Annotated in this window: 15 protein-coding genes; 8 read left to right on the top strand and 7 right to left on the bottom strand. The window is 66.8% G+C overall.

Annotation, left to right across the window (positions count from 1 at the left end; genetic code table 11):
• Positions 1 to 67: 67 nt before the first annotated feature.
• Both phoR and phoB read right to left on the bottom strand, forming a co-directional pair.
• A complete protein-coding gene (phoR, locus tag QO207_RS08790) occupies positions 68 to 1,372 on the bottom strand; it encodes a phosphate regulon sensor histidine kinase PhoR (protein ID WP_301532061.1) in 1,305 nt (434 codons plus the stop codon).
• Between the two features lie 39 nt (positions 1,373 to 1,411).
• Positions 1,412 to 2,101 (bottom strand): phosphate regulon transcriptional regulator PhoB, encoded by a 690-nt coding sequence (gene phoB, locus QO207_RS08785; RefSeq protein WP_301532060.1) that lies wholly within the window; start codon positions 2,099 to 2,101, stop codon positions 1,412 to 1,414.
• Positions 2,102 to 2,411: 310 nt separating this feature from the next.
• On the opposite strand from phoB, the gene QO207_RS08780 reads away from it, so the two are divergent.
• Complete coding sequence (locus tag QO207_RS08780) at positions 2,412 to 2,777, top strand: hypothetical protein (protein ID WP_301532059.1); 366 nt, start codon at positions 2,412 to 2,414, stop codon at positions 2,775 to 2,777.
• A 111-nt stretch (positions 2,778 to 2,888) separates the two neighbouring features.
• On the opposite strand, the gene ubiA is transcribed toward QO207_RS08780, so the two are convergent.
• Both ubiA and QO207_RS08770 read right to left on the bottom strand, forming a co-directional pair.
• Complete coding sequence (gene ubiA / locus QO207_RS08775; protein ID WP_301532058.1) at positions 2,889 to 3,779, bottom strand: 4-hydroxybenzoate octaprenyltransferase; 891 nt, start codon at positions 3,777 to 3,779, stop codon at positions 2,889 to 2,891.
• A 27-nt stretch (positions 3,780 to 3,806) separates the two neighbouring features.
• Positions 3,807 to 4,346, bottom strand: coding sequence for a chorismate lyase (locus QO207_RS08770; protein WP_301532086.1), 540 nt, complete (start codon positions 4,344 to 4,346; stop codon positions 3,807 to 3,809).
• Between the two features lie 234 nt (positions 4,347 to 4,580).
• Between QO207_RS08770 and QO207_RS08765 the strand changes: the two genes are divergently transcribed.
• The 5 genes from QO207_RS08765 to QO207_RS08745 all read left to right on the top strand — a co-directional run bounded on the left by QO207_RS08765 (position 4,581) and on the right by QO207_RS08745 (position 7,497).
• Positions 4,581 to 4,748 carry a rubredoxin gene (locus QO207_RS08765; RefSeq protein ID WP_301532057.1) on the top strand — a complete coding sequence of 56 codons (168 nt, stop codon included), beginning with the start codon at positions 4,581 to 4,583 and terminating at the stop codon, positions 4,746 to 4,748.
• A 200-nt stretch (positions 4,749 to 4,948) separates the two neighbouring features.
• Positions 4,949 to 5,116 (top strand): rubredoxin, encoded by a 168-nt coding sequence (locus tag QO207_RS08760; protein WP_065085359.1) that lies wholly within the window; start codon positions 4,949 to 4,951, stop codon positions 5,114 to 5,116.
• Positions 5,117 to 5,336: 220 nt separating this feature from the next.
• Positions 5,337 to 6,491 (top strand): NAD(P)/FAD-dependent oxidoreductase, encoded by a 1,155-nt coding sequence (locus QO207_RS08755; protein WP_301532056.1) that lies wholly within the window; start codon positions 5,337 to 5,339, stop codon positions 6,489 to 6,491.
• 196 nt (positions 6,492 to 6,687) lie between these two features.
• Positions 6,688 to 6,960 (top strand): HU family DNA-binding protein, encoded by a 273-nt coding sequence (locus QO207_RS08750; protein WP_017520695.1) that lies wholly within the window; start codon positions 6,688 to 6,690, stop codon positions 6,958 to 6,960.
• A 135-nt stretch (positions 6,961 to 7,095) separates the two neighbouring features.
• Positions 7,096 to 7,497 (top strand): helicase, encoded by a 402-nt coding sequence (locus QO207_RS08745; protein ID WP_301532055.1) that lies wholly within the window; start codon positions 7,096 to 7,098, stop codon positions 7,495 to 7,497.
• 190 nt (positions 7,498 to 7,687) lie between these two features.
• On the opposite strand, the gene QO207_RS08740 is transcribed toward QO207_RS08745, so the two are convergent.
• The 3 genes from QO207_RS08740 to QO207_RS08730 form a co-directional block, all read right to left on the bottom strand.
• Positions 7,688 to 9,094, bottom strand: coding sequence for an aminoacyl-tRNA deacylase and HDOD domain-containing protein (locus QO207_RS08740; RefSeq protein ID WP_301532054.1), 1,407 nt, complete (start codon positions 9,092 to 9,094; stop codon positions 7,688 to 7,690).
• Between the two features lie 91 nt (positions 9,095 to 9,185).
• On the bottom strand, positions 9,186 to 11,261 hold the full coding sequence (recG, locus tag QO207_RS08735; RefSeq protein WP_301532053.1) for an ATP-dependent DNA helicase RecG: 2,076 nt from the start codon (positions 11,259 to 11,261) through the stop codon (positions 9,186 to 9,188).
• A complete protein-coding gene (locus QO207_RS08730) occupies positions 11,258 to 12,190 on the bottom strand; it encodes a hydrogen peroxide-inducible genes activator (RefSeq protein ID WP_138217111.1) in 933 nt (310 codons plus the stop codon). The genes recG and QO207_RS08730 overlap by 4 nt, the downstream gene beginning before the upstream one ends.
• Positions 12,191 to 12,284: 94 nt before the next feature.
• Between QO207_RS08730 and QO207_RS08725 the strand changes: the two genes are divergently transcribed.
• Both QO207_RS08725 and QO207_RS08720 read left to right on the top strand, forming a co-directional pair.
• Complete coding sequence (locus QO207_RS08725; protein ID WP_301532052.1) at positions 12,285 to 13,154, top strand: NAD-dependent epimerase/dehydratase family protein; 870 nt, start codon at positions 12,285 to 12,287, stop codon at positions 13,152 to 13,154.
• 1 nt (position 13,155) lies between these two features.
• Positions 13,156 to 13,956, top strand: coding sequence for an AraC family transcriptional regulator (locus tag QO207_RS08720; protein WP_301532051.1), 801 nt, complete (start codon positions 13,156 to 13,158; stop codon positions 13,954 to 13,956).
• The last annotated feature ends 33 nt before the right edge of the window (positions 13,957 to 13,989 follow it).

Raw genomic sequence — 13,989 nt, 5'->3', positions numbered from 1 at the left:
GACAAGAATGCGGTTCGCAGGGCCTGGCTGGCAAGCCCGTCTGTAGCAGTGCCGAAGTCGCGCACGGTTATGCGCGGACCTCGACCTGCTGCGGCGGGAAGTGGCAGGTGAAGCTGCTGCCCTTGCCCGGCACGCTGCTGATGTCCAGGGTGCCGCGGTGGCGCAGCAGCACGTGCTTGACGATGGCCAGGCCGAGGCCGGTGCCGCCGGTGCTGGCATTGCGGCTGGAGTCGACGCGGTAGAAGCGCTCGGTCAGGCGCGGCAGGTGCTTGGGATCGATGCCGATGCCGCTGTCCTGCACGGCCAGGTGCGCGCCCTGTTCGTCGGCCCACCAGCGAATGCGGATCTCGCCTTCGTCGGGGGTGTATTTCACGGCGTTGAACACCAGGTTGGAAAATGCGCTGCGCAGCTCCGCCTCGCTGCCCTTGAGCTTCACCTTGGCATCCGCTTCCAGGCTGATGCGGTGGTTGCGCGCGCCGGAGAGCGCCTGGGCGTCGTTGCGGATCGACAGCAGCATCAGGTCCAGCGCCACCGGCTTGTTGTCCGCCGGGTAGTCGGTGGCTTCCAGCTTGGCCAGCAGGAGCAGGTCGTTGAGCAGGCTCTGCATGCGCCCGGCCTGCTGCTGCATCTGCTGCAGCGCGCGGGTCCAGCGCGGGTTCACGTCCTCGACGTTATCCAGCAGCGTCTCCAGGTAGCCGGCGATCACCGTCAGCGGCGTGCGCAGCTCGTGGGAGACGTTGGCTACGAAGTCCTTGCGCATCTGTTCCAGCTGGTGGACGCGGGTCACGTCGCGCACCAGCATCAGGTGCTCGCCGGCGCCGTAGAGGGTGATGTGGAACTGCAGGCGCAGGTTGTCGCTGATCGGCGAGGAGAGCTCCAGCGGTTCGCGGTAATCCTCGCCTTCGAAGTATTCCTTGAAGCGCGGATGGCGCACCAGGTTGGTCACCGGCTGACCACCGTCCTGCGGGCTCTTCAGGCCCAGCAGGCGCTCGGCGGACTGGTTCCACCATTCCAGGTTGCCGTCGCGGTCGAGCAGGATCATGCCGTCGCGCAGGGCCGCGGTGGACTCCTGCATGCGGTCGATCACGGCCTGCAGGCGGCCGCGGGCCTTCTGGTTGCGACGCTGCAGGTGGTAGATGCTGTCGAACACCTCGCCCCACAGGCCGTAGCCATCGGGCGGGGCCTCCTCGGGCTGGTGGTTCTTCAGCCACTTGTGCAGGCGCAGCAGTTGCCAGGTCGACCAGCCGAGGTAGGCGGCCAGCGCCACGGCGATGGCCCAGCCGTACTGGCCGGTGATCAGGCCGAGCAGCGCGCCGCCGGCGACGACTAGCAGCAGGTGGCGTATCAGCACGCCACTCCAGTTCTGGGTCACGAAATTCCGTTCCTTGTACCCGTCGAGCCAGAGACCCGATCAGCTTTTGGTCGAGAAACGATACCCGGTGCCGCGCACGGTCTGAACCAGATTTTCGTATACCTCGCCGAGGGCCTTGCGCAGGCGGCGGATATGCACGTCGACGGTGCGTTCCTCGACGTAGACGTTGCCGCCCCAGACCTGGTCCAGCAGCTGGCCACGGGTGTAGGCGCGCTCCTGGTGGGTCATGAAGAACTGCAGCAGACGGTATTCGGTCGGGCCCATCTCGGCGGGTTTGCCGTCGATGGTCACGCGGTGGCTGATCGGGTCGAGCATCAGGCCGCCGACTTCGATCGGCGTCTCGCTGTCGCCAGCGCCGGTGCGACGCAGCACGGCCTTCAGGCGGGCAACCAGTTCGCGCGGGGAGAAGGGCTTGGTGATGTAGTCATCCGCACCGACTTCCAGACCCTGGATCTTGTTGTCCTCTTCGCCCTTGGCGGTGAGCATGATGATCGGGATCGCCGAGGTCAGCTCGTCGCGCTTGAGGCGGCGGGCCAGCTCGATGCCGGAGGTGCCCGGCAGCATCCAGTCGAGCAGGATCAGGTCCGGCTTGCGGTCGACGATCACCGCGTGCGCAGTCTGCGTGCTGTCGGCTTCGAGGCACTCGTAGCCGGCCATCTCCAGGGCCACGGCGATCATTTCCCGGATCGGAGCTTCGTCATCGACGATGAGGATTGTCTTGCCAACCATGCTGAGGCCTCAGAATTTCTGTAATGCGCCGCATTAGATAACGGAAATATTTCATGAATGTGACACCGCCATGTTAGCTGGGCCTCGACCTAGAGCGCTCGTCTATGCTGATCGAGTTGCAGCGCGCTCAGCGCGGCACAAGTGGAACGCACCGGCCCGGTCGGCGGTGCGGCCGGCAGAGCCTTTGTCGGATCAAGCGATGACGGTAGTGAGTGGGTTGTCGACGTCGCCCTGGCCGGCCCTGCCTGCAAGTCCGCCTGCCTTTGCGCCGATGCTCGCGCCGTTTCCACCTCACCAGAGGAGAAGCGTGATGAAACTGCTATTCCCGGCCCTGGCACTGGGCCTGATGCTACCGGCGATGTCGGCCCTGGCCGCCGAGCCTGCCACGGTGAAGAACGGCATGATGGTCGATGCCAAGGGCATGACGCTCTACACCTACGACAAGGACAGCGGCGGCAAGTCGGCCTGTGCCGGCCAGTGCGCGGAGAACTGGCCGCCCCTGAGCGCTGGCGCGGATGCCAAGGCGATGGGCGACTGGACGGTGATCAAGCGTGACGACGGCACTAACCAATGGGCCTACAAGGGCAAGCCGCTGTACACCTTCGTCAAGGACATGGCGGCGGGTGATATGTCCGGCGAGGGCAAGATGGGCGCCTGGCACATGGCCAAGCCGTAACGGCCCTTCCGTAATGGCTCTTCGTAGGAGCGAGCTTGCTCGCGAACCGTGCCTGGCACCTCGGTATCAAGCGGGTTCGCGAGCAAGCTCGCTCCTACAAGGTCTCTTGCATCAGCGCAGGGCGAAGTCGACGACGGTGCCGAGGAAGATCGCCAGCCCCGCCCAGTGGTTGTGCAGGAAGGCCTTGAAGCACTTCATCGGCTCGCGGTCGCGGGTCGAATGGAACTGCCAGGCGAAGCAGCCGGCCGCAATGGCCAGGCCCAGGTAGTAATACAGGTGCATCGCCAGCTTGTTGCCGGCGAGGATCAGCAGCAGGAGCATCAGGCCCTGCAGGCTCAGGTTGATCACCCGGTCGGCGTCGCCGAAGAGGATCGCTGTGGACTTCATGCCCATCTTCAGGTCGTCCTCGCGGTCGGTCATCGCGTAGTAGGTGTCGTAGGCCACCGTCCACAGCACGTTGGCGAAGAACAGCAGCCAGGCCACCGCCGGCAGCGTGCCGCTGGCCGCGGTGAAGGCCATCGGGATGCCCCAGGAGAACGCCGCGCCCAGCACCACCTGCGGGTAGTAGGTGTAGCGCTTCATGAAGGGGTAGAGCGCCGCCACCGCCGCGCCGCCGAAGGACAGCCAGATGGTCTGTGCGTTGGTGCACAGCACCAGCAGGAAGCTCAGCCCCAGCAGCGTGAAGAACGCAATCCAGGCCTCGCGCACGGTGATCCTGCCGGTCGCCAGCGGGCGCGCCTTGGTGCGTTCGACGTGGCCGTCGAGCTTGCGGTCGGCAAAGTCGTTGATCACGCAGCCGGCCATGCGCATCAGCACGGTGCCGAGGACGAAGATCACCAGGTTCTTTACGCTCGGCACGCCGCCGCTGGCCATCCACAGTGCCCACAGCGTCGGCCAGAGCAGCAGGTAGATGCCGATCGGCTTGTCCATGCGCGTCAGCTGGACGAAGTCCCAGGCGCGGGGATGCAGGCGGGCGAGGGGTTTGATCAGGGCGACGAACATGGCGGCCTCCGGAAAGCGATCCGGGGATTATACGGGCTGTTGCTCCAGCCGTTGCCAGAGTGCAGGCAGGAATACCTCGGCGACCAGCACGCCCAGCCCGTCGCGGCTGAAGCAGGAGCGGCGGCCCCACAGGCGTTCGGCGCGTACTTCGGCCGGCAGGCTGGCGGCCGGGTAGCGGCACACCTCGATGGGGCCGCGCTGGAAGGCGCGGTCGCTGAACAGCAGTTCACCTAGCGAGCGCGTGCCGAGCAGGCGCAGGTCGAAGCCGGAGCCCTCCAGCGCCGAACGCGCGGCCACGCTGCGGGCGAAGACCCAGGGGGTGTCGTGGCCCTTCAGGTACACCTCGCGCACCCAGCCCTGGCTGCCATCGGGCACGCCCAGCGCGGCGCACTCGTCGGTGCGCAGGCGGTGCCAGCCCTCGGCCAGCGGCAGTACCGAGAAATGGTCGGCGGAGAGCGCGGTCAGCCGGCGCGTCAGCGAACCTTCGTCGAACAGCCAGTCCAGCACCTGCGCGCTCGGAGCGGGGTGCAACTGGGCGGCGGTGAGCCAGCGGGGAGGGTGGATCAGGGCGGCTTCGGGCACGGTTTCGACTGCGGTTGGCCAGGGACGCGGCAGCTTAACATGGCGGCTTTGCACGCCGATTGCGTTGTCCGCAAGAGTGCATTGCGCCAAACCCCATCAAAGGTTTGGCCGGCCATCCGAGGTTTTTCCTGGGGCTTGCGCCGCAAGCCCATCGCCAGTACAAAGCCGGACATTGGATGCACTGACGTCCAAGCGACAAGAACATGAGGGTGATAGCTGATGAAGAAGTGGCAGTGCGTGGTTTGTGGCCTGATCTATGACGAGAACCAGGGCTGGCCGGACGAGGGCATCGCTGCCGGCACCCGCTGGGAAGACGTGCCGGAAGACTGGCTGTGCCCGGATTGCGGCGTCGGCAAGCTGGATTTCGAGATGATCGAAATCGGCTGATCCCGCCAGGAATGATTCCCGCGACGGCGGCCTTCGGGCCGCCGTTTGCGTTTGCGCGCCCGACAGGCTGCGCTCGTGCGCGTTAGACTGGACAGGCTGGCGGGTTGACCCTGCTGACGCGACCCGGCGGCGCGGGCGCCGTTGGCTGGCGCTGGCAAACCGGGTTAGGTTCACGGGGTATTCGCAGGAGGGCTTGGCTGATGCGCAAATGGCAATGCGTGGTCTGTGGCTTCATCTACGACGAGGCGCTGGGACTGCCGGAAGAGGGCATCGCCCCCGGCACGCGCTGGGAAGACATCCCGGCGGACTGGGTCTGCCCGGATTGCGGCGTCGGCAAGATCGATTTCGAGATGATCGAGATTTCCTGAGAATCCATCCATGACCGGGCTGCGCGTCGGCATAACTGCGTTGGAAGCGAACTCGGGATGCTCATGTACTGAAGTACACTCCGCTCCCTCGCTCGCTTCCGCCTTGTTCTGCTCTAGCTCGCCAGGTCCTGAATGGATTCTTGGTGGCAGAACCAATATGCGGCGGCTTCCGGGCCGCCGTTCCGTCTTTACGCTGTGACGATTTTGAGGTGAGAGAGCAATGAGCGACAACGCACCGCTGGTGATCATCGGCACCGGCCTGGCCGGCTACAACCTGGCCCGCGAGTGGCGCAAGCTGGATGGCGAGACGCCGCTGCTGCTGATCACCGCCGACGACGGCCGCTCCTACTCCAAGCCGATGCTCTCCACCGGCTTCTCCAAGGACAAGGACGCCGACGGCCTGGCCATGGCCGAAGCTGGCGCCATGGCCGACCAGCTCAAGGCGCGCATCCTTACGCACACCCGCGTCACCGGCATCGATCCGGGCCACCGGCGCATCTGGATCGGCGAGGAAGAAATCCACTACCGCGACCTGGTGCTGGCCTGGGGCGCCGAGACCATCCGCGTGCCGGTCGAGGGCGATGCCCAGGAACTGATCTTCCCGATCAACGACCTGGAAGACTACGCGCGCTTCCGCAGTGCCGCCGCCGGCAAGCGCCGCGTGCTGCTGCTGGGCGCCGGCCTGATCGGCTGCGAGTTCGCCAACGACCTCTCCAGCGGCGGCTACCAGCTCGACGTGGTGGCGCCCTGCGAGCAGGTCATGCCCGGCCTGCTCCACCCGGCCGCCGCCCAGGCGGTGCAGCAGGGGCTGGAAGGCCTCGGCGTGCGCTTCCACCTTGGCCCGGTGCTGAACAGCCTGGTGCGCGCCGCCGACGGCCTGGAAGCGCACCTCTCCGATGGCCAGGTGATCCCCTGCGACCTGGTGGTCTCTGCCGTCGGTCTGCGCCCGCGCATTGACCTGGCCGCTGCCGCCGGCCTGGATATCAACCGCGGCGTGATGGTCAACCGCGAGCTGCGCACCTCCCACGCCAACATCTACGCCCTGGGCGACTGCGCCGAGGTCGACGGCCTCAACCTGCTCTACGTGATGCCGCTGATGTCCTGTGCCCGCGCGCTGGCGCAGACCCTGGCCGGCAAGCCGACGGCGGTGGCCTACGGCGCCATGCCGGTCACCGTGAAGACTCCGGTCTGCCCACTGGTGGTGTCGCCGCCGCCGCGTGGCAGCGACGGCGAATGGCAGGTGGAAGGCTCTGGCCCGGACCTCAAGGTCCTGTGCCGCGATACCGCCGGTCGATTGCTCGGATACGCCCTCACCGGGGCCGCCGTGAGCGAAAAACTCTCCCTGAACAAGGAGTTGCCTGCCCTGCTGGCGTGACAGTCCTCGCCAATGGCGGATTTGCCTTGGGAAACTGCTCGCAAATTGTCAGACGATACTGGCGTACCAGCTTTCGGCGTGCCATTCTCCCCCCGTCTGCCGCAGCCTAGAGCCTGTACGGCAAGGCTGCGGTGCCTTGGGCGCTGTTGGGAAGACAGCACGGACACAACAACAACAAACCGTCAAAGAGGCATTTATGCGTAAACCAGAACTCGCCGCCGCGATCGCCGAGAAGGCCGACCTCACCAAAGAACAAGCCAACAAGGTGCTGAACGCGCTGCTGGATGAAATCACTGGCGCGCTCAACCGCAAGGACAGCGTTACCCTTGTCGGTTTCGGTACCTTCGTTCAGCGCCACCGTGGCGCCCGTACCGGCAAGAACCCGCAAACCGGCCAGCCGGTCAAGATCAAAGCCAGCAACACCGTTGCCTTCAAACCGGGCAAGGCGCTCAAAGACGCCGTCAACTGATCGCGTCTGACCCGGAGCCAGAGCGGCTCCGGGTTGCCTCCTCCAGTTACACAATCCCTCCAAAAGACCGGATGTAGTCCGTTTTCAAACTGGCTACAATGCGCAGACTTTTGTCTCGAACGTCGAGGTTTGTGCATGAAATTCCGTCTTCTCCTGTGGATGCTCGGTCGCCTGATGGCCAAGGCCAGCCGCGAAAACCCGGCATTCCAGAAGCAGCTCGAAGGCAAGGACCTGGTGTTCCAGCTCCACACGCTCGACGGCAAGGTCGCCCGCCACTACATCGTCAAGGACCTCAAGGTCAGCTCCCGCCGCGGTACCCATCCGCAGCCGGCCTTCGCCCTGGGTTTCAAGGACGGCGCCTACGGCTTCGCCACCATGACCTCGAAGAACCCGCAGCTGGCGTTCATGCAGGGTATCCAGAACAAGGACATCCAGATCCAGGGCAACCCCGGCCTGGTGATCTGGTTCCAGGGCCTGGTGAAGTACCTGAAGCCGAAGAAGAAGGCCGCCGCGGGCAGCGACAAGAAAGCCGCCTGAGGCGCTTTCGACGCACAGAAAAATGGCCCCTGAAGGGGCCTTTTTCATGGGGGCTGGAAACTACCTGTAGGAGCGAGCTTGCTCGCAAACGAGCTTCCCGGCAGCGAATGAGCTGGGCGGTTCGCGAGCAAGCTCGCTCCTACGAAGAGAAAAAGAAAAGGCCCCTGATGGGGCCTTTTTCATGTCCGCCTCAATGCGGCGGGTTGAACTGGCTGGCCAGTTCGCGCAGCACCGCTTCGGCGTCGAGTACCTTGCGTACGGCGTCCTCGGCTTTTTCGCGGGGGATGTCCAGGCGGTCCAGCAGGTCCTGCGGGATGTCGGTCTCCGGGCCGCTGCCGATGCCGTGGTTGCGCAACAGGCGGGTCGCCAGGCACACCAGGTTGGCGTAGGCCGAGCAGTCGCCGGCATAAGAAGGATCGTGCTGGAAGCGCAGGGCGGTGTAGATCTCTTCCGGCATGTCCCAGGTGCGCATCAGCCAGGCGCCGATCTGCTCGCGGGTAATGCCCAGCAGGTGCTGCTCGACGAGGTTGTGCTCGACGTGCGGGTTGACCTCCAGGTGCCGGCAGATCAGCGAGAAATGCGGCGGGAAGATGTGCGCCAGGACCAGGTAGCCGATGCTGTGCAGCAGGCCGCCGAGGTAGGTCAGGCCGGCTTCCGGACGTTCGGCGCGCGGCACGGCGCGGGTCAGGCCCTCGATCACCGCGGCGGTGTAGATCGCCTGGTGCCAGTACGGCGTGGCGTGCTGCGGCTGGTCCTTGGGCAGGCTCAGGGTCTTGCCCAGGGCCAGGCCGAGGGCGAGGTTGATCACCAGGTCGAAGCCCAGCACGCGGACGATGGCGTCTTCCACCGAGCGGATCTTGCCGGGGGCAGCGTAGTAGGGCGAGGCGGCCCAGCTGACCACTTGCGCGGCCAGCGCCGGGTCGGTCTCGACCACGCCGGTGATGTCGTCCACCGTGGCATTGGGGTCGACGCGCAGCTTGATGATCTTCTGCGCGGTTTCCGGCAGCGGCGGAATCTCGATGGTTTCCTCGAGGCGCTGCTGGATGCGGCGGGCGGTGAACGCCTGCACGGCCTGGGTGATTTCCTTGCGGTCGTCGTCCGGGCGGTCGAGGTTTGGCCGGATCGATTCCAGCGCCACGCCGAAGCGCGCGGCGCTGGCTTTTTCCAGCAGGGTGCGGAACGAGGCCGTGGGGATTTCCAGGAGGATGCCCGGTGCGCCGGATTCGATCAGCAGCTGGGCTTCCTGCAGCAGGCGCTCGTCATACAGGCACGGCGAGCTGGTCAGCGGCGGCAGCGCCGGCAGGCGGCCGAGCTGGTGCTTGCCGAGCATGCGCTCCAGGCGTTCGGGCTTGACCGCCACCAGCTTGCGCCCGGTGAGTTCGGCCAGGCGATTGAGGTCCAGCAACTGGCTCTGCGGGAACATCACCAGCAGGGTGCCGACGGCGTCCTCCAGCAGGCTGGCCTGTACCCGACGGGCGGCCGGCAGTGTCGTGGAATCGCTGACCTCGCGATAGGGGATTCCCAGCTTGTCGAGCAGCTGCAGGATGACCTCGGGGGCCTGCGAGGAGTCGGATGGGGCGCGTGCAAGGTCGCTCATGAATGTGATCCGGTTATCAACGGCTGGGTCGGAGTATAACCACGCAGTCAGCGTGACCGAGCGGTCAACTGACCGGCGAAAGTGAAATACATCACACTTGACCGTATTGTTGCCCGTGGCGCAGCCAGCGTGCCAGCAGCGGGCTGACCGATTGCGGCCAGTGCGCCAGCAGGGCCTGGGCGGCATCGCGCACCGCCGGCAGCAGGTCGGCGTCGCGCATCAGGTCGGCCACCTTGAACTGCAGCAGGCCGGTCTGGCGGGTGCCGAGCATTTCGCCGGGGCCGCGCAGTTCCAGGTCCTTCTCGGCGATGACGAAACCGTCGCAGGTCTCGCGCATGATCCCCAGGCGCTCGCGGCCGATCTGCGACAGCGGCGGGTGGTAGAGCAGCACGCAGTGGCTCGCCGCGCTGCCCCGGCCGACGCGGCCGCGCAGCTGGTGCAGTTGGGCCAGGCCAAGACGTTCGGGGTTCTCGATGATCATCAGGCTGGAATTGGGCACGTCCACGCCGACCTCGATCACCGTGGTGGCGACCAGCAACTGCAGCATGCCTTCCTTGAAGGCTTCCATGACCACGGCCTTGTCCGCCGGCTTCATGCGCCCGTGGATCAGGCCGACGCGCAGTTCGCCCAGCGCCGAGGAGAGCTCCTCGTAGGTGGTTTCCGCGGCCTGGCAGGTGAGTTCTTCGGATTCCTCGATCAGCGTACAGACCCAGTAGGCCTGGCGGCCTTCGGCGCAGGCGGCGCGGACCCGCTCGATCACTTCGATGCGGCGGCTGTCGGCTACCAGCACGGTGTTCACCGGGGTACGGCCGGGAGGCAGTTCGTCGAGGATCGAGGTGTCGAGGTCGGCGTAGGCGCTCATCGCCAGGGTCCGCGGGATGGGCGTGGCGGTCATGATCAGCTGGTGCGGGCAGAGCCGGCCGTCTACGCCTTTCTGGCGCAGGGCGAGGCGCTGCTGCACGCCGAAGCGGTGCTGTTCGTCGATGATCACCAGGGCCAGGCGCTTGAACTTCACCTCTTCCTGGAACAGCGCGTGGGTGCCGACGATCATCGGCGCGCCGCCGGCGATCTGCTCCAGCGCACTGGCGCGGGCCTTGCCCTTGAGCTTGCCGGCCAGCCAGGCGACTTCGATGCCCAGCGGCTGCAGCCACTTGGTGAAGTTGAGGAAGTGCTGCTCGGCGAGAATCTCGGTGGGCGCCATCAGCGCCACCTGGTAGCCGGCTTCCAGCGCCTGCAGGGCGGCGAGGGCGGCGACCACAGTCTTGCCGGCGCCGACGTCGCCCTGTACCAGGCGCAGCATGGGCTCGGGCTGGGCGAGGTCGTAGGCGATCTCCGCGCCGACACGTTGTTGCGCGCCGGTGGGCTTGAAGCCGAGGTTCTTCAGGTACAGCGCCGGCAATTTCTTCGCCGGCGGCAGCTGTGGCGCGGCCTGGGAACGCACGCTCTCGCGCAGGCGTTGCAGCGACAGCTGGTGGGTCAGCAGTTCCTCGAAGGCGAGGCGGTGCTGGGCCCAGTGGCGGCCTTCGGCGAGTTCTTCCAGGTCGGCGTCCGGCGGTGGCCGGTGCAGGTAGCGGATGGCTTCGTCCAGCGGGCCCAGGCGGTAGTCGCGGGCCAGTTCCGCCGGCAGCCAGTCCGGCAGGCTCGACGGGCCCAGGCGCGCCAGGGTCTGCTCGCTGAGCTGGCGCAGGCGCTGCTGGGTGAGGCCTTCGGTGGTCGGGTAGATCGGCGTCAGGGTCTGCTCCACCGGCGCCGCAGCGGCGTCGGTGAGCGACCGGTATTCGGGGTGGTAGATCTCAAGGCCGGAAGCGCCGGGGCGCGCCTCGCCGTAGCAACGCAGGTGCGTGCCGCGCTTGAGGTTTTCCTTCTGCGCCTGGCTGAAGTGGTAGAAGCGTAGGCTCAGGGTGCCGGTGCCGTCCTGCAGGCGCACCAGCAGGCTGCGACGTTTGCCCATCACCACGTCAGCGCCGGAGACCACGCCTTCGACCACCGCATCCTGCCCCGGACGCAGTGCGCCGATGGGGGTGATGCGGGTGCGGTCCTGGTAGCGCAGCGGCAGGTGGAAGAGGATGTCCTGGAGGTTCTCCAGGCCGACCTTCGCCAGTTTCTCTTCCAGTGCGGCGCCCACGCCCTTGAGCGCGGTGACCGGGACGTTCGACAGATCGGTCATGCCGGCTCGGCTTCACCCTTGACGGTCGGCTTGGCGACCGAGCACAGGCGGATCGAGTCGGCCAGCACCTCGATGGCGCGCGGCCGCGGGAAGCTGGCGCGCCAGGCGATGGCGACGGTGCGCATGGGTACTGGGGCGCTGAACGGGCGCACTTCCAGCACTCCCGGCGCGTAGTGGTGGCTGTCCACGGCGGAGAACGGCAGCACCGACACGCCGAGGCCGGAGGCGACCATGTGGCGGATGGTTTCCAGCGAGCTGGATTCCACCGTGGTGTGCTTGTTCTCGCCGCCCTTGTGGGTGGTCGGGCAGGCTTCGAGCACCTGGTCGCGGAAGCAGTGGCCCTCGCCGAGCAGCAGCAGGCTCTTGTCGTTGAGCAGTTCCGGGTCGATGGTCTTCTTCGCGGTCCACTGGTGGTCCGCCGGCATCAGCACGTAGAAGGGCTCGTCGAACAGCTGCAGCGTCAGCACGTCGGCTTCCTGGAACGGCAGTGCGATGATGATCGCGTCCAGCTCGCCGGTGCGCAGCTTGTCGCGCAGGATGTGGGTGAAGTTTTCCTCGATGTACAGCGGCATTTGCGGGGCGACCCGGTGCAGCTGCGGAATCAGGTGCGGGAACAGATACGGGCCGATGGTGTAGATCGCGCCGACCTTCAGCGGCGAGGTCAGCTGGTTCTTGCCGGCCTGGGCCAGCTCGCGGATGCCCTGGGCCTGCTCCAGGACCTTCTGCGCCTGCGCCACGATGCCTTCGCCGACCGGGGTCAGGCGCACCGCACTCTTGCTGCGCTCGAAGATCAGCACGCCGAGCTCGTCTTCCAGCTTCTTCACGCCCACCGACAGGGTCGGCTGGCTGACGTGGCAGCGTTCCGCGGCGCGGCCGAAGTGTTGCTCCTGGGCAAGCGTGACGATGTAGCGCAGTTCGGTCAGGGTCATGGCATTGAATCCGTTGAGGTGGCCCAAGCATAGCGGCTGCACCGCCGCGAACCAACCGCGCTAAACTGCCGAGCTTTGATTCGCGGAGCCAAGCATGAGCAAGAGCACCTTCCCGAGCCTGATGATCGTCGGTTGCGGCGATGTCGGCAGCCGCCTGGGCCGCCAGCTGGCCGCCCGTGACTGGCGCGTCCATGGCCTGCGCCGCAATGTTGCCGCGCTGCCGCTGGAAGTGCTGCCGGTGGCCGGCGACCTCGGCCAGCTCGAATGCCCGGACACCTGGCCGGTAGGCAGGCTGGACTACCTGGTGTTCTGCGCCGCCGCGACCCAGCACGACGAAGCCGGATATCGCGCCGCCTATGTCGAAGGCCTGCGCAACACCCTCGGCTGGCTGCAGCAGCGTGGGCAGGTGCCCAAGCGCCTGCTGTTCGTCTCCAGCAGCGGCGTGTATGCCCAGCGCGATGGCGAGTGGATCGACGAGGCCGCGCCCGCCGAAGCCCAGAGCTATTCCGGCAGTGTGATGCTCGAAGCCGAGCAGGTGGCGCTGCAGAGCGGCATTCCCGCCAGCGTCGTGCGCCTCACCGGCATCTACGGCCCCGGCCGCGAGTGGCTGCTCAAGCAAGTACGCGAGGGCTACCGAGTGGCCAGCGAGCCGCCGCTGTACGCCAACCGCATCCACGCCGAAGACGCCGCCGGCCTGCTCGCCGCGCTGCTGGAGGCCGACCGCAGCGGTACCGCGCTGGAAGACTGCTACATCGGCGTCGACAACGATCCGGCGGCGCTGCACGAGGTAGTTGGCTGGCTGCGCGAGCAACTGGGCGTCACCCATTGGGCCGACGAGCAGACCGTGCGCCGTGCCGGCAGCAAGCGCTGCAGCAACGCTCGCGCCCGCGCGCTGGGCTGGGAGCCGCGCTACGCGAGCTTCCGCGAAGGCTATGCGGCAATCCTCGCCGGAAAACAGGACTGAGATGGACGCCAACCGGCTGCTGGCGCGCCCCTGGTTGCCGGGGGTGGAGTTGTTCCATGCGGACTTCTCCGGCCAGCCGTTCGGGCGCCACAGCCACGACGCCTTCGCCATCGGCGCCATCCTCCACGGTGCTGGCGGCTACCAGTGCCGTGGTGCGCACCACGTGCTGCCGGCTGGCACCCTGTCGCTGATGAATCCGGAGGAGCCGCACACCGGCAACGCCGAGTCCGAGCGGCTGGTCTACCGGATGCTCTACATCGAGGAGTCGCGCCTGCTGCCGCTGCTCGGCCGCAAGCAATTGCCACGCGGCTTCCAGGCGCTCAATCCGCACGATGACGGGTTAGTGGCGGAGGCGCTGCGGCGCGTCGCCAGCGAGTTCGAGCGCAACGATGCGTTGGCGCTGGAGAGCGAGTTGCTGGCGCTGCTGGAGCTGGTGTTCGTCCGCCACGGCGGCATGCGCCCGACTGCCTCGGCGTCCCGCGACGGCAGCGTGACTGCCAAGCTGCGCGACTACCTGGAAGCGCATTACCGCGAGGCGGTCAGCCTCGAAGAGCTCGCCGCGCTGCTGCAGCGCCATCCGCGCCACCTGATCGAAGCCTTCCGCAACGCCTACGGCGTGCCGCCGCACACCTACCTGCTGCAACGGCGCATCCGCGAGGCCAAGCGCCTGCTGGTCGCCGGCGAGAAGCCGCTGGAGGTCGCGCTGAGCCTGGGCTTCTACGACCAGGCGCATTTCTCCGGCACCTTCCGCCGCTTCACCGGCGTCACCCCCGGACGCTTCCTGCGCGCCACGCGCACCTGAGTTTCTTCCAAGACTGCCCGAGGCCGGCGCTTC

It is taken from the genome of Pseudomonas sp. CAN1 (assembly GCF_030462585.1).
In the GTDB taxonomy this organism is placed as follows: Bacteria; Pseudomonadota; Gammaproteobacteria; order Pseudomonadales; family Pseudomonadaceae; genus Pseudomonas.
Note: the sequence above shows the minus strand (reverse complement) of the source record. Positions and strands in the feature narration are given on the sequence as shown.

What these genes read in the sequence shown, in the direction of transcription:
- phoB (WP_301532060.1), bottom strand. Translation starts at nt 2,101, where the DNA reads ATGGTTGGCAAGACAATCCTCATCGTCGATGACGAAGCTCCGATCCGG.
- QO207_RS08780 (WP_301532059.1), top strand. Translation starts at nt 2,412, where the DNA reads ATGAAACTGCTATTCCCGGCCCTGGCACTGGGCCTGATGCTACCGGCG.
- ubiA (WP_301532058.1), bottom strand. Translation starts at nt 3,779, where the DNA reads ATGTTCGTCGCCCTGATCAAACCCCTCGCCCGCCTGCATCCCCGCGCC.
- QO207_RS08765 (WP_301532057.1), top strand. Translation starts at nt 4,581, where the DNA reads ATGAAGAAGTGGCAGTGCGTGGTTTGTGGCCTGATCTATGACGAGAAC.
- QO207_RS08760 (WP_065085359.1), top strand. Translation starts at nt 4,949, where the DNA reads ATGCGCAAATGGCAATGCGTGGTCTGTGGCTTCATCTACGACGAGGCG.
- QO207_RS08755 (WP_301532056.1), top strand. Translation starts at nt 5,337, where the DNA reads ATGAGCGACAACGCACCGCTGGTGATCATCGGCACCGGCCTGGCCGGC.
- QO207_RS08750 (WP_017520695.1), top strand. Translation starts at nt 6,688, where the DNA reads ATGCGTAAACCAGAACTCGCCGCCGCGATCGCCGAGAAGGCCGACCTC.
- QO207_RS08745 (WP_301532055.1), top strand. Translation starts at nt 7,096, where the DNA reads ATGAAATTCCGTCTTCTCCTGTGGATGCTCGGTCGCCTGATGGCCAAG.
- QO207_RS08740 (WP_301532054.1), bottom strand. Translation starts at nt 9,094, where the DNA reads ATGAGCGACCTTGCACGCGCCCCATCCGACTCCTCGCAGGCCCCCGAG.
- recG (WP_301532053.1), bottom strand. Translation starts at nt 11,261, where the DNA reads ATGACCGATCTGTCGAACGTCCCGGTCACCGCGCTCAAGGGCGTGGGC.
- QO207_RS08730 (WP_138217111.1), bottom strand. Translation starts at nt 12,190, where the DNA reads ATGACCCTGACCGAACTGCGCTACATCGTCACGCTTGCCCAGGAGCAA.
- QO207_RS08725 (WP_301532052.1), top strand. Translation starts at nt 12,285, where the DNA reads ATGAGCAAGAGCACCTTCCCGAGCCTGATGATCGTCGGTTGCGGCGAT.
- QO207_RS08720 (WP_301532051.1), top strand. Translation starts at nt 13,156, where the DNA reads ATGGACGCCAACCGGCTGCTGGCGCGCCCCTGGTTGCCGGGGGTGGAG.